The sequence below is a fragment of the Flagellimonas onchidii genome, assembly GCF_004804315.1.
GTDB lineage: Bacteria > Bacteroidota > Bacteroidia > Flavobacteriales > Flavobacteriaceae > Flagellimonas > Flagellimonas onchidii.
On record NZ_SRXX01000005.1, the window covers coordinates 79,989 to 102,877 of the forward strand.

Consider the following 22,889-nt stretch of genomic DNA (forward strand, 5'->3'; position numbering starts at 1 on the left):
CACCGTCAAATAATAACATTTCATGAAACTACTTCTCAAGATTCTCAAAGGTTTTTTATTGCTTGTTGCCCTGCTAGTGGTTGTCTATTTGCTAGGTCCGAAGGTGAATAAACCAAATATGGACAAAACGCTTCCAGAAGTACCTTCAAATTTGGTGGAACTAGAAAAATGGATAGATGAAAAAGAAGATGGAATAACCAATATAAAACCTGAAAATGAGGCAAGAATAGTTTGGTTTGACAGCATTCCATCCAAAACAGATTACAGCATTGTATATATTCACGGATGGTCGGCCAGCGGCAAAGAAGGAGACCCAATCCATTTGGAGACCGCAAAACGATATGGTTGCAACCTCTATTTGCCTCGTTTGGCCGGACATGGATTGAATGAAAAGGAAGGGATGCTGCAACTGACCGCTGACGATGTAATAGATTCTGCAAAAGAGGCTATTGCGGTCGCAAAGCGGATTGGCAAGAAAGTCATTATTATGGCTACATCCACTGGGGGGACATTGGCTTTGCATTTAGCTGGTGGAGATGCCGACATAGCCGGAATATTACTCTATTCGCCAAACATTGAAATTTATGACCAAAGTGCAAAACTGTTATCGAGGCCATGGGGTATACAGTTGGCAAAAGCAGTAAAGAAGAGTGATTATTACGAGTTTGAAGCCACGGAGGAAAAGAAAAAATACTGGACAACAAAATATCGAATGGAAGCATTGACACAACTTCAAGCATTAGTGGATAATACCATGAATACTGAAACTTTTGAAAAAGTGACCCAACCAACGTTCATGGGTTATTTTTATAAAAACGATTCCATACAGGATAAAGTAGTTTCAGTACCAGCGATGTTGAAAATGTATGACCAATTGGGAACACCACCTGCAATGAAACGCAAAGTGGCGTTTGCAGAAGTTGGAGACCATGTAATTGCCTCATACATTACCTCAAAAAAATTGGACGCTGTTAAAAGGGAAACCAACAAATTTTTGGAACAAGTATTGGGGTTGTCTCCAATAAAATAGGAGGGTCTAAAAAAGGTAAAAACTCGTCATTCTGAATTAATTTCAGAATCTCAACAATTTGACAACCAATGTTTATGGGAAACTTAAACAAGTTCAGTTTGACGAACCATATTTCTAGATACCCTCCTCCCTATCTGTTACTTTTTAATAGTGTTAATTATGGGCCTATGATGAAGCCACCGTCTTCAGCCAAATTACAGATGCTTGTTCCTATTTTAATTATCTAAGTCTTGCTCAATCTGTTCCAGCACGTAAACGTCTGCCGTACCTGAAATGGAAAGGTCGTTCCCAGAGTCGTTGTTGTTACCATCTACGTTAAGACTGTAAGAAAAGGTAAGATGGTTGGTTTCTGCATCAAAAGTGATATCCGTGATTTCGAAGCCGGAGACCCCTTCGCTATCTGTGTAAAAGGTGTCATCCATTATAAAATACTTGTTGTCGTCCCCTATTACAGCATATTGTCTAATAGATAGCTGTACATCAACTACTTCTTCGTTATTCTCACCTAGATTGTCAATGCTGAAATTGCTAAAATCAAGCCTGCTATATTGATAGCTATCGTCAGGGGAGCTAAAAAAACGTCTAATCTGAAATTCGTAATTGGTAATGTCAACGTTTTCCGTAACCTTTAGTATGTTGGAGACATTTAATTCGTTGCCTTCCACTGGAGTAAACTTAAATGCGGTAGAATTCCTAAACTCCACGCCATCGGGTCGTGTACCTTCCAGTACCATGGTAAGGTGGCCGTATTTAGTAAGCTCGTCAAAGCCCACTCCGTTTGTACCATCGGCACCGTCAGCGCCTTGGCCTCCCTGTTCTCCCTGTGGGCCTCGTTGACCTGTAGGGCCTTGGGGGCCAATTTCACCATTTATGCCATCTTTTCCTGAGCAAGAAGTCAATGCTAGGGCAATGGCCAAACTAAAAACATAAAGTAAGTTAAACTGTTTCATAATATTTTCTAGGTTTAATTCATATGAATAAGCGAAGCTATAGAAAGGTTATGTGGGATTGGGCTATGATTTGATGGATGCCCCTTTTGAACCAATGGATACTCTTTTTAAATTGACGGAGCGATAAGATGAGGTTGGTTATAGGGTAAAGAAAGGAATTCAGAAAAGAGGTGCGTAGCTTTTACTCAATGAAGGGCTCTTTTATATTTTCTTGATAAAATGTTTGTAAAGCTCACGTGAGCATTTTAAATAACGGGGAAAACTCCCCGATCAAAAGAATTTTATAACTTGACTGATGTGTTCACGTTTAAGGAAAGCATAGGAATATACCGAAGGGGAGGTGCATTGTTTGCTATTTGTGCCATGCTATTTTCTTGTGGAAATTCTGAATCAGCGTACGAACCACTTCCAAAAACAGTTGACTTTAATTTTCATATACGGCCCATACTTGTCCAGAACTGTTATTTGTGCCATGGTCCCGACCCCAGCAGTAGAAAAGCGGATTTACGTTTGGATACTTTTGAAGGAGCTACGGCTGCGTTAAAAGATGGTGGCTATGCGGTTGTTCCGGGTAAACCGGACAAAAGTCATCTGATGCACCGCATAAACCATGAGCACGATGATAAGATTATGCCCCACTAGAAACCAATAGTAAGCTTACCCAAAGGGAAAAAGATCTCTTGGCAAAATGGATAAAACAAGGAGCACAGTGGAAACCGCATTGGTCATTCATCAAACCCGTCCAGTCAGAAGAAAACAAGGGGGCTGATATCGACTTTTTTGTTGATGCGCAACTAGAACAAAAAGGACTTGAAAGAGCACCGGAAGCTGACAAGAACACTCTTGTCAGAAGAGTAGCATATCTGTTGACAGGGCTTCCGCCTTCTTCAGAAGAGGTGGACGGTTATATTTCGGATACCTCCAAAAATACTTACGAAAAAATGGTGGACAGATACCTAAACTCCAAGGCCTTTGGCGAAAGATGGGCAAGGCATTGGATGGATTTGGTTAGATATGCCGAAACCAAAGGACATGAGTTCGATTATCCCATTACAGAAGCTTGGAAGTATCGCGATTACCTTATAAGGACATTCAATAATGATATTCCCTATGATCAATTGTTAAAAGAGCATTTAGCTGGAGATCTTTTGCCGGAAAAACGATATGATTTGAAAAGTGGAATTTTTGAATCACAAATCGCAACCTCATTTTATGCCATGGGCGAAGGTACCCATAGTCCCGTGGATGTAAAACAAGATGAGGCCAATCATAAGTGGAACGTTCAAATCGGAGATTATGTTTACAGTTTCACTTGCTTTTTGTAAAGGTTTGTCAATGGGTTTTTCGCAGAAAATTGCTTTGCCAGCTTTAACTGCAAAATCAGAATGGGTATCACTTGAAGAACTTATGAGGACAGCATCAATTTCAGGATTGTCAATGATAATGTCAATGTTTCCCGAAACATTTTTGACTCCATGATCTAAAGCGAATTTTTGACCCTCAGTACTGGGGTTTACTGCAGCTATAAGTTCTACCCCTTCAATTTTTGTGGAAAGATTTTCAAGGTGGATTTTTCCCATTCTTCCCACCCCGATTATTCCAATTTTAATCATTTGGTATGGTTTATATAAATATAAGTTTCGTAGGTTATTATTGCAACTGTTTTTTGTTGTAGAAGTGACATCTGTATACCAAAAAACTATCCAGTTTAGATCAATCATTTGATTTAATGATCAGTATATCGGTCTTGCACAATTTTTAGGTGAAAAAACAACAAGTTGAACAGTCAATTATTGAAGGTTGAGGTATGCTAAATTCTTAGCAAAAAAAATACTTAAATAGGTGAATTTTTGTTTAAATAATTCTATAGGAAAATACATACAATTATGTTAATTTTCATAAATTAGAGCTTAATCGAATAGTTTTTGCAAAAAAAATACAACATTGTGCTAAAAAATTGTAAAGTTTGTATTGGTAATTTTTTATTACTTGGGAGCATGGATTTTTTGTTTTGCAAAAATTCCGTAGATCAACCTTATGGCTAAACTTATTAAAACCTCTATCCTTCACACCGATGAAGCACTATTAGGTCGTTTGCAAATGAACGATGAGAGTGCTCTTGCGGAACTCTATGACCGATATTGGGATTCCGCTTATTTGGCTGCGTATAATGTGCTTAGAGATAAAAAGCTATGTGAGGATGTAGTGCAGGAGGTTTTTATGGATATTTGGAATCGACGGAAAAAAATTAAAGTAAAGTCTACATTCAAAACCTACTTTTTTTCGTGTGTGCGTTATCAGGTTTTTGCGCAAATACGAAAAAAGGAAAAAACCGTTAGAACCGAACTTTTTGAAGGCCTGGATCATAGAATACATCACAACTGCCCTGAATCCGAATACTTGTACCAAGAACTTGTAGAGAAAATAAATAGGACAGTTGCACACTTACCAAAAAAATGTCGAGAAGTTTACATTCTAAGTAGAAATGAGCACTTAAGCCATGCCGAGATTTCCGTACGACTACATATTTCTACTAAAACGGTTGAAAACCACATGACGAAGGCGTTAAAAATTCTACGAAACTCTGTTGGTAGCCTACTTTTGGCCATAATTTTGATGGTATCTTAAATTATTGACTGTCAAATAATTAACCTAATTTTATTGTAATTCCTTAAAAAAGGAGTTAAAAAAATCGACCCTTGACTAGGGGGTGCCCTTAATTATTGACACTATAATACAAAGGCCATGTTTTGGCTATTAAAATCAATATGGATAAAAATAACTTTTTGCGCCTGTTGGAAAAACATCATAAAGGAATCACCAATAAGGAAGAAGAAGGATTTCTCGTAAACTATTTTAACAGTTTTCAAGAAGACGGATTTGAGGATTGGCCTAAGGAATTGGGCAACCCTCAAGAGTTGAAAGAAAAGATGTTGGGTAGATTAACGGATGACATCGATAAAAAATCCCGTCGCGATAATAAGGTAAGACGTATTGTGCCTCTGTTTATTAGGTATGCGGCAAGCATTGCAATTATTGCTGGGGTTCTTTTTGTTTTCTTAAATGATAAAGATGCGATTCCAATGTTGGAAACAAATCAAGATGTTTCGAATTCGATTGTTTTGATACAAGAAGATGGAAATGTTGATGTGATTTCCGAAAATGACGAAAAGAAGATTACGGATTCCAAAGGTAACGTGATAGGTTTTCAAAAGGGCGGCACAATTGCATATGAACAAAACCCGACTCAGTCGAAAGAGTTGGTTTATAATGAATTGACAGTTCCTTTAGGTAAAAAGTTTGATTTGGTATTATCAGATGGCACACAAGTAAAGGTTAATGCAGGAAGTACCATTAAATATCCAATTCAGTTTATTGAAGGCCTTTCCAGAGAGGTCGAAGTGTGGGGTGAAGCCTATTTTGATGTTACCAGAGATGAAAATCACCCTTTTCTTGTAAACGCGAATAATATTCAGGTAAAAGTTCTCGGAACCAAGTTCAATGTGTCTTCCTACCCTGAAGATGACGATATCAATACGGTGTTGGTGGAAGGGTCAGTGCAATTATTTGATTCAAAAAATGGTAACACACAAGAGTCGTCATATATCATAACACCAAATCAGAAAGCTTCATGGAACAGGGAATTAGGTAGAATGACTATAGAAGAGGTGGACACCAATATTTATACCTCGTGGATAAATGGTAGGATGGTTTTTAAGAACACTCCGTTTAAAAATATTAGGAAAAAACTGGAAAGACGCTATAACGTAACCATTGTGAACAATAATGCATCATTGGATGAAAGATTTTATAATGCTTCTTTTGATATAGAGACGATCGAGCAAGTAATGGAAGCATTTAAAGAGAACTACGCAATAGATTATACCATAACCAACAGTCAAATAATTATTAACTAAACGCTAACTTAAATATGACCAACAACTAACGACCCAATAAATCACAAAAATCGGAGGATGGGCCAACATCCCCCGATAGCTAATCGTGATTCTAACTAATGTACAACCACAATAACGCTTTTAAAAGTATGAAAAAAACAACTAATTCAGGTGTGCTATTATGGGGCATCCCGAAATTTGATCTAAAAATGAAACTAACTACAATTTTAATGATTGTTTCGTTGTTCAGAATTCAGGCCAGCACATACTCTCAAACAACGAAAATCACGCTCGACCTAAATCAGGTTAGTGTGGAACAAGTGCTCGACGAGATAGAGCGCAATACCGATTTTAAATTCTTGGCTGATACTCAAGAAGTTAACTTAGGGAGAATTGTTACTATCAAGGTAAGAAACCAAAAGATTAAGTCCATTCTTAATAGAATATTCGACAATGGCGACGTTGTGTATTCCATATTGGGCAAACAGATAGTACTTAAAAAGAACCAGTCGCCGCGGTCAGATACTAATACGGCCGTTGCGCAGCGAACCATTTCTGGAACAGCCGTTGATGCTACTGGACAACCTTTGCCAGGAGTAAACGTGGTGCAAAAAGGAACAGGAAACGGTACGTCAACTGATTTTGATGGTAATTATACCATCAATGTATCCAATGATTCTGCCATCTTGGTATTTTCCTATATAGGTTTTGTGACAGTGGAAGTTCCTGTGGAGAATCAGACTACAATCAACGTGACTATGAATGAAGATGCAAGTCAGTTGGATGAGGTGGTAGTAACTGCTTTGGGAATCAAAAAGGAGGCAAAAGCATTGGGTTACGCAGTGTCCAAGGTGGATTCCGAGAGAGTCCTTGCCAGTGGGTCTCCTGTCAATGCTTTGCAATCGCTTTATGGAACCGCATCAGGGGTGCAGGTAGCTGGTACGGCTAGTGGACCTACAGGTGGTTTTAAAATCAACATCCGTAATGCGGTATCTTTTGACCAGAACTCCACCACTAGACCTTTGATTGTTGTGGACGGTATCCCGATTTATGATCAAGATACTGGGATTACTCGAAATGCAAGAACAGGAAGGGACAATGGAACGGGTATCAATGATATCAATGCTGAGGACATTGAGTCCATGGAAATCCTTAAAGGAGCAAAAGCCTCTGTACTTTACGGTAGTGAAGGGGCCAATGGGGTATTATTGATTACTACCAAATCTGGATCCAGAAGTCGCGGACTTGGTATTAGCGCTTCCATGACCACAACTATTGAACAAAGCGCGTTTACACCTGTCCTTCAAGATCAGTATGGAACGGGTCGTAGCGCAAGTAGTGATGCAAATGACGACCAAGGGTTTTATATCAATGAAGCGGGCGAAAGGGCACTGGATGTAGCCGGACCTGGTTTTGGCCCCAGATATGACCCTAATGTACAACTTCGCTGGTGGGATGGCTCCGTGCGTCCTTGGCAAGCCACAAGAAGGGATGTTTTTGACCAACTTTTCAGAACAGGTAGTCAAAGGCTTCTCAATGTAGCTGTAAGTTCAGGTGGAGAAAAGGGTTCCATACGTTTTGCATACACCAATATGAACTACAAGCCCATTACCAGGGGCGGAGATTACGATAGAAATACCTTTAGTATAAATGCTTCATACAAGCTAAATGATGCTATTTCGCTTAAATATGTAGGTAATTATTTTGTGACCGATAATTTAAACCCCTCTTTTGAAGGGTCTGCGGACGCACAAGGTTCCACATCGAATTTGGGGGGGTATACCCGAGATGTTGATGTTGATCTCTTACGTAGCTTTTTGGTAACTGAAAATGGCTTTAACTATTTTAACGCCGAAGAGCGGCAAAGGGATTTTATCTCCACTGGAAGAAGTACTGTGGTAAACTCTCTTTGGGATTGGACTCAGGACGAAAGTGAGTTTAGACGTATTCACGGTATACAGTCCTTAACCTTGGATCTAACCTTAAGCAAAGTGTTCAGTGCGCAAGTTCTTGCGGGAATAGATAATACTGATGAAAGAAGAATTTACAGAGGTAAATTACGTGATCCCGGTTTAATAGGGCCAAATAGCGGCTCAATATTCACTGATCAAAATCGTCAGATTAGAAGGTCATATATTCAAGGGACACTTAACTTTAATACTCGCTTCAACGACTGGGGTATTTCAGGTCTTGTAGGTGCCATACATAGGGATAATCGCTTTCAAACTAAAGGAGCTGAGCGTATCGGTGGATTTGTAATCCCTAACTTCTTCTCTTTTACCAACTTGCCTTCCGGTCAGCAGCCAAACTACATTAACGACAATGGGCGTGATGTACTTTATGGGGTTTTAGGATCTGTACAAGTAGATTGGAAAGATCAGATTTTTGTCGAGGCACAAGCTCGTCAGGACTGGTCCTCTATCTTGCCTCCTAACAACAATAGCTATTTTTACCCAGGTGTAAGTACTACTTGGATTGCTTCCAATTCCTTGAACCTTCCTTCTTTTGTTAAGTTTTTGAAACTTAGGACTTCTTGGGCAGATGTGGGAAGACCAGGACCATTGTATTTTGGTAATGTAAACCTTGGGGTTTCGCAATCAGGGAATGGATTCATTCTAAGTCCTCCGAGTTCCCTACCTCCAATCGATGCCGAGTTTGTACAAAACCTGAAACCAGAAAGGAAACGTGAGTTTGAAGCAGGTCTAGAGGCTTTCTTTTTTGAAAACCAAAGAATAGGTATTGACTTCTCGATATATAGAGCAAATACCTATGACCAAATTATGGCGATTACCGCTCCCCCTGGACTTGGTGTAAATACGATTAGGATAAATGCAGCGGATGTACAGAACACCGGATGGGAATTGGGGCTTAGGACCAAGCCAATCTTCAACAAGAACTTCCAATGGGGATTGGATATGACCTTTGCTTCGGCCCAGACCAAGGTGAATGGTCTAACAGATGATCTTACTTCCCAATTGTTGTTTTCTAGAAACGGCCTTAACTATGTTGCTGAAATTGGGGGAGAGTACGGGACCATCATCCAACAACAAGGATTCCAGAACTACATAAACCCATCTGACGACAATGACCCCAATAATGGTGCGCGCATTGTTGAAAATGGTGGAGCTCGTTATGCATATAGTAGGAGCAGTAACAGAAAGGTAGGAAAATTGCTCCCAGATGTAACAGGGGGTGCATTCAACAGATTTAGCTATAAGAACTTCACATTAGTGGCCAATATAGATTATTCCTTTGGTGCTACTTTCGTAAGTGAAGCTGAAACGTATATGTTGGCCGCAGGAGTTTTGCGAGAAAGTTTGCCCTTTAGGGATGCTGCTTCTGGAGGTCAAGCCTATTATATAAATGATGAAGGTGCCAGAGTTGCGGGAACAAACCCCGGAACCGGAGCAACTTTTAATGACGGAGTTATATTGGATGGTGTGCGTAACGATGGTACACAAAATGCCCAAATTGTATCCGCTCAGGATTATTATGGATCATCTTACTTTTCCAACGGTTTCTTCCCAGAAGACCGTATTTTTAAAAGTGATTATATAGCGTTACGTAATGTGTCATTGGATTATAGGCTTCCCGTTATTGCTGAGAAAATGGGATTGTCAGAAGCGGTAATCTCCGTTTTTGCCAATAATGTTGCTTATCTTTATAAAGCTGCGCCTAACTCTATTCCAGAAGCTAGCAATGGAACTGGTTGGTCGGCTGGTGCTTTTTCCACTACAGCATTACCGCTACAAAGATCTTTAGGATTATCTTTAAGAGTTAAACTATAAAATTGCGTATTATGAAAAATGTATTAACTAAATTAACTTTATGTGCTCTGGTTTTGGCCACATCCTATAGTTGTCAAGATCAGCTAGAGGAACTTTACCAAGATCCAGACGGTTTTTCCAAAACCCAAGCAGATGCAGCCGGCGTTAGTATTATTGCTGGATACTTTACCTCCCAGTTGACCCAGGGATTTTATTTAAGGGGTGATTATGGCGCCCAATACCATCAGCTGCGAAGCGGATCTCGTGTAATGGGAACCGGGGTGCAATTGTATTATATGGCGCCTGAGGCATTTGGGGTTTCATACACCTTGCGTGATGTTGAAAACGATTGGGGATCCAATGGGTTTAACCGATCAGTTTTTAATCAATTGAACAGTAATTGGGTAAAGGGTATTCTTTGGGCCCAAAAAGAGTTCAATAATATTGCTGAAGCAGATCGCACCAAATTGGATGTGCTTTTTATGCGATTGCTGCATGCTTTGAAGGGATATGCTTACCAACGTGGAATTGATGGTTATGAGAACGTCCCATATTTTCAGACCGGATCTGCCGGAGCCTTGGATGGAGATAGAGCTGAATGGCTGGGCCAAGAGGAAGTATACCCTATCATTATTGCTGAACTAGGCGAGATTGAAGAGTATTTGTCCACCTTGGAATTGGATTCTAGCGAACTTAGTGTTTTCCAAAATCAGGATGTTATTTTTAATGGTAGCATTATGCAATGGAGGAAGTATATTAACTCCTTGCGACTAAGATGGGCCATGACTGTTAGCGAAAGACTTCCAGATTTAACCACGGCGACTATCAACGAGTTGGCAGGAAAACCACTTTTTGACGAGGCCAATGATGTAGCTGGATTGGCGGATATTGCCATTGTGGATTCTTCCCGCTTGCAGCGTGAATTGGGAATAACACGGGCTTTTCGCGAAAGAGCAGATGAATGTCGTGCTCCAAAACGTTATTTGGAAGATAGCATGTTTTGCATCCCTACTGAAGAAAGTGTGGTAGTGGAAGGAGAAACCTTGTACTATTTTAGTGGTGATAATGCCGCTGAAGGACTTGAGAATGGTACGGTGGACCCTAGAATCAAATACGTTTTCTCTGCTGATATCTTAGGACGATACATCGGTGCCGAAACCAGCTGGGATAATGGTAGCGACCCCAATAGTTATTTGAATAAAATAATTCGTACCTATTATATTAACGAGCCCATTATGACGGATGTAAGTGTTACTGAAGTTTCTTTTGGTTCAGAAGATGGAGATGAGCAGACTATTTCGCTGAGTGCGGAATTGGAGGGTACCTTGGTAGGTCGAGAGGCTTTCTTACTAGATGCTTTCCGTGGGTACCTTACAAGTTCTAGTGATACTAATTTTCGAATTGGTACTGACAACAACATGATTGCAGAATTCAACGTGCGTCCTTTGTACAATTTTGACATTAGATACCCCACGTTACATGCTGTGGAAACGGAGCTTTCACTTGCTGAGGCTGCAGTGCGTGGTTTTGGTAACGCAGGGTCAGCTCGTCAACATTATGCAAATGCGATTAAATTGTCCTGTGATTACTGGTATGGAGTTAATACCGAAAATACCTATAGTCAGCAAACAGTACCTGCATTCCCAAGCAATATGGATCCATCCAGAATTGAAAGGGATAGACCTACAAAGCAATATAATGCCGCTGCCTTTGCTGAATATGCTGCTCAGCAGTTCGATACTATGACAGATCAGGAGAAGGTTCAAGCCATTTTCAATCAATTGCAGCTGCACTATGGACTATTCAATTTTGAGGTGCCATGGACATCTGCCAGACGTTTGATAAAATACTTGGGAGACAATCCAGGGTCACCTTATGAAACATTTCGATGGAAGGAGCGCTTTTTGTACAATCCTAATATTCAGGCAACTGATCCAGCGGCTTGGGCAATCATTAGCCAAACCGACGATCCGAATATCCCAGTTTGGTTTACTGGACGGGATACTAAATGGAGAAACACACTTGAATAAAATCTAAACATGATCAAATAGATGTCACGAAGCCAAAAAATGATTAAAGCAATTCGTTGGAAGTAAAATTTTGGCTTCGTACAACGATCAAAAAAATATAATAAACAAATGAAAAGACTTTTTTATGTTATCCTGACATTGGTTTTGGTGGTTTCTTGTACCAAAGATGATGAAGGATCTATATTCGGAAACGCAAGTGGAGATGACGGCAACATACTATCGGGCATTACTGTAAAGTTGTATTCCGAGAATACAGCATTGCTCACACAAACGACCACAGATGCAGAAGGTAACTTTACCTTTACGGGCCTGGATGCCGCCAATTATTATGTTGGTGCTACCATTACTGTTGGTGACGTGGTTTGGGATACAGGTAATACCCCTCAAATTGTATATGTAGGAGGAGAGGCAGCTAGAGAAGTTGTACTTACCTTGAACCAGAAATAACCATTTGACTTTATTCGAACATTGTTTGAGTTAGTTCGTTGGATTGCCGGCCATTTTATGGTCGGCTTTCTTTTTTGATATAACGTCAAAGCAGTACCTACCCATTAATAAAAAGGAACTGAACAAGGCATAAATCAGTTGTTTTGTTCCATTGCATGCAAGCTTTTCGATATTTTACCACCTTGGTACCCATACTATAGCTTCAACATGGATGATTAGCTGATAAGTGCAAAATATCCACTTCGAATTTTAATAATTTTTTCCTAACAATTATTTAATTGGAAACCTATCAATCCTCAACTAAAAAAGTGAGTAATTTGAAACATAATTTTATTATTTGTAAACATTGGCGTTATTCAGACGAACATCTGGGACAAACTCTAGGACTCCATTTGTATTGCACGCTTCCCTCGCGGCATTTGGAACCTATTTTTGCATGTACGCCTATAGAAAACCGTTCTCTGTAGCAACATTTGAAGGATTAAGTTTTGCTGGGGTCGACTATAAGATATTGTTGATTATTGCCCAAGTATTGGGGTATGCCCTATCAAAGTTCATAGGCATAAAGTTAATCTCCGAATTAAGATCAAACAAACGGTTACTTTACCTACTTATCTTCATTGCCTTTGCAGAAGCATCGCTATTCTTTTTTGCATGGGTTCCTGCTCCTTACAACATACTGTTCATGTTTTTGAATGGTATCCCTTTAGGGATGATTTGGGGAATTGTGTTTTCTTATTTGGAGGGAAGAAGGGTAACGGATATTTTGGGAATCGCACTTTGTGCAAGCTTCATTGTATCAAGTGGAGTGGTGAAATCAGTAGGACTTTACGTAATGACCTCTTGGGGTATTACAGAATTTTGGATGCCTTCCGTGACCGGAGCTCTGTTCTTGGTTCCGTTGGTAATATTTTCTTTATTGTTGCAGCAGGTCCCCCCACCGACGTCCAGAGATATGGAGCAACGTGCGGAACGAATTCCTATGACTAAAGAAGATCGTATCAAACTTGTAAAAAATTTCTTTTTCCCATTATCTATAATTGTCATTTTCTACACTTTTCTAACCGCTTTTAGGGATTTCAGGGATAATTTTGCCAGGGAACTTTGGGACAGCATAGGATACAAAGGAGATGCCTCCGTTTTTTCTACATCGGAGATTATAATTGCGATTATTGTTCTACTCATGATTGGTTCCGTTTTCTATATCAAAGACAATCTCAAGGCTCTTTTTACTTATCATTCGTTGCTTTTGTTGGGTACTCTGGTTCTTGGGCTGGCAACATTATTTTTTCAAATAGGGTTTTTAGACCCGTTCCTATGGATGGTACTTACAGGTTTTGGGCTTTACATTTGTTATGTACCCTTTAATTGCCTATTCTTTGACCGATTTATTGCCACCTTTAAAATAAAGGGCAATTCCGGTTTCCTTATCTATATAGCGGACGCTTTTGGATATGTTGGAAGTGTTCTGGTCCTACTTTACAAAAACTTCGGACAAGCCAATCTTTCATGGCTTAATTTTTTTGTCTATGGCGCATACGCGGTCGCCCTGATTGGAACCGCAATTACCCTTACCTCGTTCTTTCATTTAAGGTCGAGGTCCAAATTAGATAACTTTAACGAACATTTATATAATGAACAATAAATACGATGTCATCATTGTTGGAGGTGGTGTTTTAGGAACTTTCCATGCCTACCACGCACTAAAATTAGGTTTAAAGGTCTGTCTAGTGGAAAAAGATGCCTTCCCCAAAGGGGCAACAACGCAAAATTTCGGACAAGTGGTTCCCTCGGGTATGAATGTGAAATGGCAGAAATTTGGAAGGGAAAGTTTACAGATATACAAAGAAATACAGTCCTTATTCGATATTACAGTTCGCCAGCACGGAACCGTATATTTAGCCTCCAATGAAGAAGAAGAACAGTTGTTGGTGGAACTTAGAGCTATCAACAGTAATAATGACTACTGCTCGAAGATGCTCACACCCACTGAATGTTTTAATCAGTATCCAGGATTACAGGCAAATTATGCGAAGGCAGGGCTTTACTTTCCAGAAGAAGTAACCGTAGAGCCCAGAACAATGATTCATAGGTTGCAACAATATTTAGTAGATTACATGAATCTTGAACTTATTACAAATTTTTCTGTAACCTATTGTGAGAGCATTAATGGCGGAGTAGAAGTACACAATTCGAAACACCACAAATTGGTTGCCGAAAAGGTTATTGTTTGTAATGGAAATGACTTTAAAACGCTCTATCCCGAAATTTTTGAAACCAGCGATTTAGAGGTGTCTAAACTGCAAATGATGCAGACAAAACCCCAAGAAAATTATTTATTAAAAGGGTCTGTATTGACAGGTTGGTCAATAAGGAGGTATGAAGCCTTCGCAGAGTGTCCTTCCTATCATGCCATAAAGGCCAATGAGCCCGAAGATAGCTTGCAAAAAAAATGGGGAGTACATATATTGTTCAAGCAAGCTTTTGATGGTTCGGTGATTTTGGGAGATTCACACCAATATGCCGATGCCAACCGTATAGATGATTTGGGATTTGATTTGGATATGGATATCGACAACTTTATGTTGCAAGAAGCCAAAAAAATCTTCCAATTGCCAAACTATGATATTCAGCATAGGTGGTACGGAATGTATTCCCAATGCAAAACAAAGGACATTTTTAATACAACTATAGATAAGAATATCCATATCGTGACCAGTATTGGTGGCAAAGGAATGACAGGCAGTGCAGGATACTCCAAAAAGAACATCTCCAAAATTTTTAATGCATAACCATAACTTATGAAAGAAATAAAATTGACAGTCTTTGATATGGCTGGAACTACGGTAAACGAAAACAATGTAGTCTACAAAACCGTACAAAAAGCATTAGGCCATGCAGGTGTTGAGGTAGATTTGGATACCGTTTTAGAGTTTGGTGCGGGCAAGGAAAAATATAAAGCTATATTTGATATACTGGATAACAATACCGGTATAGGCGATTTAGAGGCTAAGGCCCATGAAGTTTTTGGTGTTTTCAAGGATATGCTCAAGCAAGCCTATCAAGAATTGGAAGTCACGCCATACGATGGGGTTGAGGAACTCTTCCGTTGCTTAAGGTCGAACAACATCAAAGTGGTTCTGAATACAGGATACGATTCGAAAACTGCCAATACTTTATTGAGCAAACTTGGATGGAAGGTGGGCAATCAAATTGATGGGTTGATTACCGCAACTGACGTCATAAAGGGAAGGCCTTCTTCTGAAATGATCGATAAAGCAATGGAGCAATTCAACATTACAGATCCATCTCGAGTGTTAAAAGCAGGGGACTCAATAATAGATATAGAAGAAGGTAAAAATACTAACTGCGGAATGACAGTGGGAGTATTGACTGGAGCCCATACTAGGAAACAACTCGAAACAGCTGGGCCAACATTGATTTTAGACTCGCTCCAAGAGCTCAAAGAGGTATTATTGCTTAAATAAAGAAATAAACCACTAACATTTTCGAGCTTATCTTTCCTTTGTTGATTGGAACATGTGGTATGCGTCCATCAAAAAAAATGGAGTCACCTTCTTTTAAAAGTACTTCTTGGTCACCAATGACGTAACAACATTCACCTGTCAGAATGTATTTGAACTCAAAAGCATCGGTAACTACCTTGTCTCGTTTGGAATTGGGCTGTACTTCTAAAAAGACACTCTCAAAACCTACGGAATTAAGCTGTTTCCCAAATATGTAATTGTATGTAAATCCAACAGCCTCATCCTCTTTTTCAATCAAGGTTTGATCGTCCTTTCTCGAAACTAAAAAGTTGACTCCGTTTACTTTTGGCATCCCATCAAAGAAAATGGTCATTTCGGATTCCAGAGCATCTACAATTTTCAAAAAAACAGGTAATGAAGGTATGGTGCGACCATTTTCAATACGGGAAATCAACCCAGCAGTGACCCCCGCCTTAATGGCAATATCACTGATTGTTTTTTTGTTGTTTTTCCTGATTTCCTTTATTCTTTTTCCGATATTGATAAGATAATCCTCCATATATTGTGCAATTTCTACTTTTTTAGTATTTATAACTTTATTGAAGTGTAATTCTTTTTGTTAACTTATTGCTATACAATAAAATACCAAATACTTCGCAGTGTGCAAGATAACATAAAAAGTGAGTATTTGTAAATAATATTAAACTAACCTTAGGCTACTTCTTTTAACTTTTCGGTATCTATTTTTTAATCTAGATACTCCCGTCTCTTAACAATGGTGTTGGATATTTGTTGATAAATAATTAACCAAATTTTACAAATACTCAACAAATGAAAAAAACACTAGTTACATTTTTATTCGTCTTATTGGCGAGCATCATGGGCTATTCCCAGGTTGTATTCACAGGAACGGTCTTAGATGAAAACAATGTGCCGCTGCCTGGGGCATCGGTAGTCATCAAGGGCAGTAGTACGGGCGTAGCAGCCGATTTCGATGGAAAATTCGAAATTCAACTCTCTCAAGATGGAGATGTTTTAGTGGTTTCTTATATAGGTTACTTGTCACAGGAATTTGACACAACTGGAGAATCCACTGCAACAATTATTTTACAACCCGATTCGCAAAAATTGGATGAGGTAGTTGTTACCGCACTTGGTATTGAGCGTGAAGCGAAAAAACTGGCATACGCTGTACAAAAAGTTTCTGGAGAAGAGATTTCTGAAGCGAAAGAAACCAATGTTGTAAACTCGTTATCCGGCAAGATGGCCGGAGTTCAGGTGACTGGTGGCAACTCTGGTGTAGGATCATCTTCACAGATTATTATTCGCGGTGAAAGCTCGTTGAATCCAAATCCTAATGCAAATTCCCCGTTGTTCGTTGTTGATGGAATTCCAATCAACAATAATGTAAGCAGTTTTAGTTCAGAAGGGAATATGGAAGTGGACCTTGGAAACGGGGCTATGGATATTAACCCTGATGATGTGGAAACAATGACAGTTTTAAAAGGCCCCAGTGCAACGGCATTGTATGGCTCTAGAGGAGGTAATGGTGTGATCTTGATCACCACAAAGTCAGGAAAAGGTAGGGGAGGTATAGGCGTATCCTTTACGAATAACACTACCTATGAAACTATCTTAACGCTTCCTGAATATCAGAATAGATATGGGCAGGGTTCTAATGGGCAATTCGCTTTTGGTGATGGAGGACAAAACAGATCTGTGACAGGCGGTATCAATGATCATGTTGATGAGAGTTGGGGTCCAGCATTGAATGGTCAATTGATTGCTCAGCATGATAGCCCAACCTCAAGTGGTCTGCGTGCTGGTGATGTTAATGTTCGTCCAAGAAACCCAGATGGCACTTTTGCCGATGAGATTATTGCAACCCCTTTCAGCCCTCATCCAAATAATATTCGTGATTTCTTTAGAACTGGTTTTACCCTAAGTAATAATATTGCGCTGACTGGTGCTAACGAAGATGGCAACTTTAGAGTGTCATTTACAGATTTGCAGTCGGAAAGCGTAATTCCCAATTCCAATTTTAAGAGAAGGACCTATGCGGTCAATGGCTCGTACAATCTTACGGATTGGTTGAAGGTCACGGGATCCATGAATTACATCAATAGTAATTCACGTAATCGTCCCAATAATTCGTACGGTACAGAAAATATTATGTATTTGTGGATTTGGTTTGGACGCCATATAGATATGAACCCTTTAAGGGATTACTGGCAGCCTGGCCTTGAAGGCGTGCAGCAATTCAATTACAATTATAACTACCACGATAACCCTTATTTTACAGTTTTTGAAAACACCAATGCGTTCAATAAGGATCGTTTGATTACCAACATGCGTGCTGATGTAAAACTGGCCAAAGGCTTGGATTTCATGTTCCGTACAGGTTTCGACTATTCCAATGAATTGAGTATGCGAAAAAGGGCTTATTCTACCCAACGTTTTCCAAACGGACAATATCGCGAGGATTATAACTATGCATACGAGCAGAATACCGATTTTTTGTTGACGTACAATACTGAGGTCAATAAAGATATAGACTTTGGAGCTTCGTTGGGAGGCAACCATCGTGCGGCAAAGAGCAGCTATCAGCGAATTAGCGCAAACTCGTTGTCAGTTCCTGGTATTTACAACTTTGGAAATGCAGCTGAGCCATTAACTTCAAGTGATTTTGATAGTAAAAAAGAGGTGAACAGTTTGTATGCTTTTGCAAACGTGTCTTACAAGGATTATTTGTTTTTGGATATAACGGGACGTAACGACTGGTCATCCACGCTGCCAAGTGACAACTGGAGTTACTTTTACCCGTCTGTGGGGGCAAGTGCCATAATATCAGACATGTTTACCATGCCAGAGTATATCAGCTTTATCAAGTTAAGGGCTGGTTGGGCGAGTGTCGGTAATGATACGGATCCGTATAATTTGGCTGCTACTTACGGTTTTGGAACGGCATTTAATGGTTTTTCAAGAGTGGACTCGCCGTCCGAGTTGAAAAACTCTGAACTTAAGCCAGAACGGACTAATTCTTTCGAGATTGGGGCTGATTTAAGGTTCTTCCAAAATCGTTTAGGCTTTGACATTGCGGCATACAAATCCATTACCAATGATCAGATTCTTTCCTTGCCTGTTTCAAGTACATCAGGTTTCACCACTAGAGTTATCAATGCCGGTGAGGTAGAGAACAAAGGTATAGAGGTCACTTTGTCGGCTACACCATTGAGAACAGATAATTTTAGCTGGAATACCAATGTGAACTTTACCATGAATAGGGGTAAAATCAAAGAACTTACTGATAATCTAGATTTTTACCGAATTAAGAGCAATTACTTGATTGTAGGAGCTGAAGTTGGTGAAAGAATGGGTGATTTGTATGGTACGGGCTTTGAAATGGTTACAGATAGAAACAGTCCATTTTTTGGTCAGTGGATTATAGATGAAGGTTCTGGATTGCCAATTAGAAGTAGTGAATTACGGAATTTAGGAAACTATAACCCTGACTTCATGGTAGGCTTTCAAAACAGCTTTAGATATAAGAATTTAAGCTTAGGTGTATTGTTCGATTGGAGACAAGGAGGAGTTTATCACTCAAGAACTGTGGCTATTGGTGGTACAACAGGTATGTTGGATTTCACCGTGCCAGGCCGCGAAACCGGCATAGTTGCTGAAGGGGTTATTGATAATGGGGATGGAACATACACTCCAAATACACAAAGTGTAACAGCATCGAATTACTATTCGCATGTATATAGCCGTAGCAATGAGCAAAGTTCTATGTTCGATGCCACATATGTAAAACTTCGAGAAGTAAAATTGAGCTACTCGTTGCCACAGAGCTTACTTAAAAAATTGCCTGTAAGATCGGCCAGTATTGCTCTTGTTGGAAGAAATCTTGCTCTTTGGACAGAGAATGATCATGTAGATCCAGAATCCATCTCTTTTTCAGGTGGAACCATTGTTCCTGGAGTGGAAGATATGGCCCTGCCCAGCACCAGAAGTTTTGGACTTAACCTTAATGTAGAATTCTAATAGAATAGATATCAAATCAAGATATAGTAAAATGAAAACATATAAAAAAATAGCAGCTTTTATTTTGACGGTGGGCATTACTTTTGCATGCACAGATCGATTTGAAGATATAAATACCAATCCAAACGCACCAGAAATGGTGAGCGCAGACTTGTTGGTTTCAACAGTAACCTCCAATATCACCCGTACGCTGACGCAAGAGGGGTACAGCGATGGTAACACTATTACCCAATTAATGGCCAAAAATAACTTTCCAGGGTTTGGTCAGTTCGATTGGGGGGATCAGGGAATGTGGAGATTTTTCTATAATATTTTACCGGAAGTGAATGATATCATTGAAATCTCAAGGGCTGAAGGATCCCAGAATAGTACCTTTGAAGGTATTGCCTTGACACTAAGAGCTTTGTGCTTTGCCAATTTAACTGACCTGTATGTCAATGTACCTTATTCACAAGCTTTGGCCGGAGCAAGCGAAGGAATTTTTACGCCAGCTTATGATAGCCAAGAACAAGTGTATGACGGTGTGCTTCAGGATTTAGTCGATGCTGACGCGGCTTTGGCCCAAGGAGAAGTTATTGCTGGTAATTCTGGCGACGTGATCTATGGCGGCGATGCTTCTAAATGGAGGAAATTGGCCAATTCACTTCGATTACGCTATTTGTTGCGTATTTCAAAACAAAGAGACGTATCTTCAGAAATGCAAGCTATAGTTGCTTCCGGAAACTTTATAGCAACCAATGATGATAATGCTATATTAACTTATAGCGGCACCTCAAATACTGATTCATGGCCGCAAAGTACAGGCCGTATTGGAGGGTTCGATGAGAAAAGTTTATGTACAACCGGTTTGGAGTATTTAACTCGTTTCAATGACCCTAGATTGGATATTTGGTTTGATCGCAATAGTGCCGGTGAATGGGTAGGTATACCAATTGGTTTGAATCAAGACAACGCAAGGGTTTATGATGATGCCAACAGTCCAAGCCGTTTAGATGTGAATTTGTTCTATTTTTCAAGAACAGATGCCGAAGCGTTTATAATGAAAGCCTCCGAAGTACATTTTATTTTAGCCGAGGCTGCTGAAAGAAACTTCATTTCAGGTGATGCTGAAACATATTATAATGAAGGTATCCGCGCCAGTCTTGCGTATTGGGGTGTTGGTGAGGCTGATATTGATGCCTACCTAACTCAAGATGAGGTAGCATATACCGATGGAGATTTTGAGTTGTTAATGACCCAAAAAACCTTGGCTTTGTGGAACGTTGATTATCAAGGATGGTTTAATTATAGAAGAACAGGTATGCCAGAGCTTGTTGCAGGCCCTGATAACTTGAACCAAGATCAGTACCCTGTTAGGTTTTTATACCCTTCATCAGAGCAGGCCGAAAATGAAACTAATTATAATGCTGCGGTAAACGCTATTGGTGGAGATAATATTAACTCAAAAGGTTGGTGGGAGACCGGTACAAGATACTAGGGCCCAATAAATATAAATAACTTTAAAGGGTTGCCTTGGTTACTATTATCTGGGGCAGCCCATTATTACCATAAAGTGTTAACAAAAATCAACGCCATGCGAATAGCAAAGTTTTTCATAATCGCGCTAACTATACCTTTACTTTCTTGTGAGGTTAAGAAGAAATCCTCAACCGCACAGATTGAGCATGTAGTAGTCATTGGAATCGATGGAATGAGCCCCGATGGAATTCAAAATGCCCGCACCCCAATGTTGGACAGTATGATACAAAAGGGAGCTTCAACCATGCATGGCAGGGCTGTCCTGCCCTCCAGTTCAAGTCCTAACTGGGCCAGCATGATTATGGGTGCGGATACTGAGCAACACGGCATTACCTCCAACGGTTGGGAAAAATTTGACCACCAACTCCCTCCTGTAGTAGTTACTCCAAATGGCACTTTCCCTACTATTTTTACCCTGTTTAAAGACCAAAAACCAGAAGCCCATATAGGTGCCATTTATGATTGGGATGGTTTTGGAAGATTATTCGAAAAAAGTGATGTTGATTTTGATATTGATGGAGATCATGAAGAAGGCACAACCCTAGATGCCATCAATTATATTAAAGAACATACTCCGGATTTCACCTTTATTCATCTGGATCATGTTGATCATGCCGGCCATAGTATGGGACATGGAAGTCCAGAATATTATAAATCTGTTCAAAAGGCAGATTCCTTAATTTCTCAGATTGTGGAAGCAACAAAAGCAGCTGGAATGCTCAAAAAAACGATGTTTATTGTTACCGCTGATCATGGCGGACTTGGTTTTGGCCATGGAGGAGAAAGTCTGGCAGAGATGAACATCCCGTTTATTTTATTTGGTGCGGGAATCAAAGAAGGATATGATATTGAAGAGACTGTCTATCAAATTGACAATGCTCCCACCGTAGCCTATGCAATGGGATTGGAAATACCCCAAGCTTGGATAGGAAGACCAGTCATGGGAGCTTTTCTTGGAAACGAAAAACCAAGGCTAACCTATAGAAGACAAGAACAAATAACCCCTCCCAAAATTCTTCCTGATGCAGGATATTTTGAGCCTGCTGGTGGTGTTTTTAAAGCAGATTCGGTTCCCGTAGTCATTCAAAATCCAAATAATAAAGGGATTATCAGATTCACTTTGGGTGGTAGTTTACCAACACTGGAAAACAGCCAACAATACACCGATACCTTTTATTTGAAGAAAACAACAGTGCTAAAAGCGGGGATTTTCCAAGATGGAGCCATTAAGAGCACGGTAACAGAAGGAAGTTTCAGGATAGTTCCAAAAACAAAGGAAGATCCCGTAAGGTATCAGCTGTTTCATGGTGAAAAACTGGAAAAGCTTCCTGATTTTTCCACCTTAAAACCGGTTCAAGAAGGTTTTGTCATTGAGCTTTCCCACAAACAGTTAATCAATAATACAACCAAGGAAGACCAAATTGCCTTGGCTCTAGAAAGCTTTATAGAAATTGATGAGGAGGGAAAGTACACTTTTTTCACGAACAGCGACGATGGCAGTAAACTTTATGTAAAGGGCAAACTGCTGGTTGATAATGACGGCAACCACGGTGTAAGGGAACGAAACGGTAGTATAAATCTCAATAAAGGAAGGCATTTGATTCGGGTTGAATATTATAACGGTGGCGGAGGCTATCATTTGGCTGCCAAATATCAGGGCCCCAACATTGTCAAACAGATTATTCCTTCCAATCACCTGTACCCAACAAAATAAAATACTTC

Annotated in this window: 17 protein-coding genes; 14 read left to right on the forward strand and 3 right to left on the reverse strand. The window is 39.8% G+C overall.

Going from position 1 to position 22,889, the window contains the following annotated elements; genetic code table 11:
* The first annotated feature begins 22 nt into the window (after positions 1-22).
* Positions 23-1,030 carry an alpha/beta hydrolase gene (locus E4661_RS06885; protein ID WP_136466098.1) on the forward strand — a complete coding sequence of 336 codons (1,008 nt, stop codon included), beginning with the start codon at positions 23-25 and terminating at the stop codon, positions 1,028-1,030.
* 215 nt (positions 1,031-1,245) lie between these two features.
* On the opposite strand, the gene E4661_RS06890 is transcribed toward E4661_RS06885, so the two are convergent.
* Positions 1,246-1,980 (reverse strand): hypothetical protein, encoded by a 735-nt coding sequence (locus tag E4661_RS06890; RefSeq protein WP_136466099.1) that lies wholly within the window; start codon positions 1,978-1,980, stop codon positions 1,246-1,248.
* Positions 1,981-2,277: 297 nt separating this feature from the next.
* On the opposite strand from E4661_RS06890, the gene E4661_RS19270 reads away from it, so the two are divergent.
* Together E4661_RS19270 and E4661_RS06895 are read left to right on the forward strand one after the other, a co-directional pair.
* Positions 2,278-2,622 carry a c-type cytochrome domain-containing protein gene (locus tag E4661_RS19270; RefSeq protein WP_205728934.1) on the forward strand — a complete coding sequence of 115 codons (345 nt, stop codon included), beginning with the start codon at positions 2,278-2,280 and terminating at the stop codon, positions 2,620-2,622.
* Between the two features lie 38 nt (positions 2,623-2,660).
* Positions 2,661-3,305, forward strand: coding sequence for a DUF1549 domain-containing protein (locus E4661_RS06895; protein WP_205728935.1), 645 nt, complete (start codon positions 2,661-2,663; stop codon positions 3,303-3,305).
* Here E4661_RS06895 and E4661_RS19650 read toward each other — a convergent pair.
* Positions 3,186-3,701: a Gfo/Idh/MocA family oxidoreductase gene (locus E4661_RS19650; RefSeq protein WP_136466100.1), complete on the reverse strand. Its 516-nt coding sequence runs from the start codon at positions 3,699-3,701 to the stop codon at positions 3,186-3,188. The genes E4661_RS06895 and E4661_RS19650 overlap by 120 nt on opposite strands.
* 316 nt (positions 3,702-4,017) lie before the next feature.
* On the opposite strand from E4661_RS19650, the gene E4661_RS06905 reads away from it, so the two are divergent.
* The 8 genes from E4661_RS06905 (at position 4,018) to E4661_RS06940 (ending at position 15,608) form a co-directional block, all read left to right on the forward strand.
* Positions 4,018-4,608, forward strand: a complete 591-nt coding sequence (locus E4661_RS06905; RefSeq protein ID WP_136466101.1) for an RNA polymerase sigma-70 factor — start codon at positions 4,018-4,020, stop codon at positions 4,606-4,608.
* Between the two features lie 140 nt (positions 4,609-4,748).
* Positions 4,749-5,897, forward strand: coding sequence for a FecR domain-containing protein (locus tag E4661_RS06910; protein WP_136466102.1), 1,149 nt, complete (start codon positions 4,749-4,751; stop codon positions 5,895-5,897).
* Positions 5,898-6,025: 128 nt separating this feature from the next.
* Positions 6,026-9,664 carry a SusC/RagA family TonB-linked outer membrane protein gene (locus E4661_RS06915; RefSeq protein WP_168796342.1) on the forward strand — a complete coding sequence of 1,213 codons (3,639 nt, stop codon included), beginning with the start codon at positions 6,026-6,028 and terminating at the stop codon, positions 9,662-9,664.
* Between the two features lie 11 nt (positions 9,665-9,675).
* On the forward strand, positions 9,676-11,673 hold the full coding sequence (locus tag E4661_RS06920; RefSeq protein WP_136466104.1) for a SusD/RagB family nutrient-binding outer membrane lipoprotein: 1,998 nt from the start codon (positions 9,676-9,678) through the stop codon (positions 11,671-11,673).
* Between the two features lie 108 nt (positions 11,674-11,781).
* Positions 11,782-12,120, forward strand: a complete 339-nt coding sequence (locus tag E4661_RS06925; RefSeq protein WP_136466105.1) for an SdrD B-like domain-containing protein — start codon at positions 11,782-11,784, stop codon at positions 12,118-12,120.
* A 436-nt stretch (positions 12,121-12,556) separates the two neighbouring features.
* Entirely contained in the window at positions 12,557-13,765 is a 1,209-nt protein-coding gene (locus E4661_RS06930) for a DUF5690 family protein (RefSeq protein ID WP_168796343.1), read from the forward strand.
* Positions 13,755-14,912, forward strand: a complete 1,158-nt coding sequence (locus E4661_RS06935; RefSeq protein WP_136466107.1) for a TIGR03364 family FAD-dependent oxidoreductase — start codon at positions 13,755-13,757, stop codon at positions 14,910-14,912. Before E4661_RS06930 ends, E4661_RS06935 begins: the two co-directional genes overlap by 11 nt.
* Before the next feature lie 9 nt (positions 14,913-14,921).
* A complete protein-coding gene (locus tag E4661_RS06940) occupies positions 14,922-15,608 on the forward strand; it encodes a phosphonatase-like hydrolase (protein ID WP_136466108.1) in 687 nt (228 codons plus the stop codon).
* Here the strand turns inward: E4661_RS06940 and E4661_RS06945 are convergent.
* On the reverse strand, positions 15,601-16,167 hold the full coding sequence (locus E4661_RS06945) for a helix-turn-helix domain-containing protein (RefSeq protein WP_136466109.1): 567 nt from the start codon (positions 16,165-16,167) through the stop codon (positions 15,601-15,603). The genes E4661_RS06940 and E4661_RS06945 overlap by 8 nt on opposite strands.
* A gap of 272 nt (positions 16,168-16,439) precedes the next feature.
* On the opposite strand from E4661_RS06945, the gene E4661_RS06950 reads away from it, so the two are divergent.
* The 3 genes from E4661_RS06950 to E4661_RS06960 all read left to right on the forward strand — a co-directional run bounded on the left by E4661_RS06950 (position 16,440) and on the right by E4661_RS06960 (position 22,881).
* Entirely contained in the window at positions 16,440-19,649 is a 3,210-nt protein-coding gene (locus tag E4661_RS06950; protein ID WP_136466110.1) for a SusC/RagA family TonB-linked outer membrane protein, read from the forward strand.
* Positions 19,650-19,680: 31 nt separating this feature from the next.
* On the forward strand, positions 19,681-21,126 hold the full coding sequence (locus E4661_RS06955) for a SusD/RagB family nutrient-binding outer membrane lipoprotein (protein ID WP_136466111.1): 1,446 nt from the start codon (positions 19,681-19,683) through the stop codon (positions 21,124-21,126).
* Between the two features lie 96 nt (positions 21,127-21,222).
* Positions 21,223-22,881 carry an alkaline phosphatase family protein gene (locus tag E4661_RS06960; protein ID WP_136466112.1) on the forward strand — a complete coding sequence of 553 codons (1,659 nt, stop codon included), beginning with the start codon at positions 21,223-21,225 and terminating at the stop codon, positions 22,879-22,881.
* Positions 22,882-22,889: the final 8 nt, after the last annotated feature.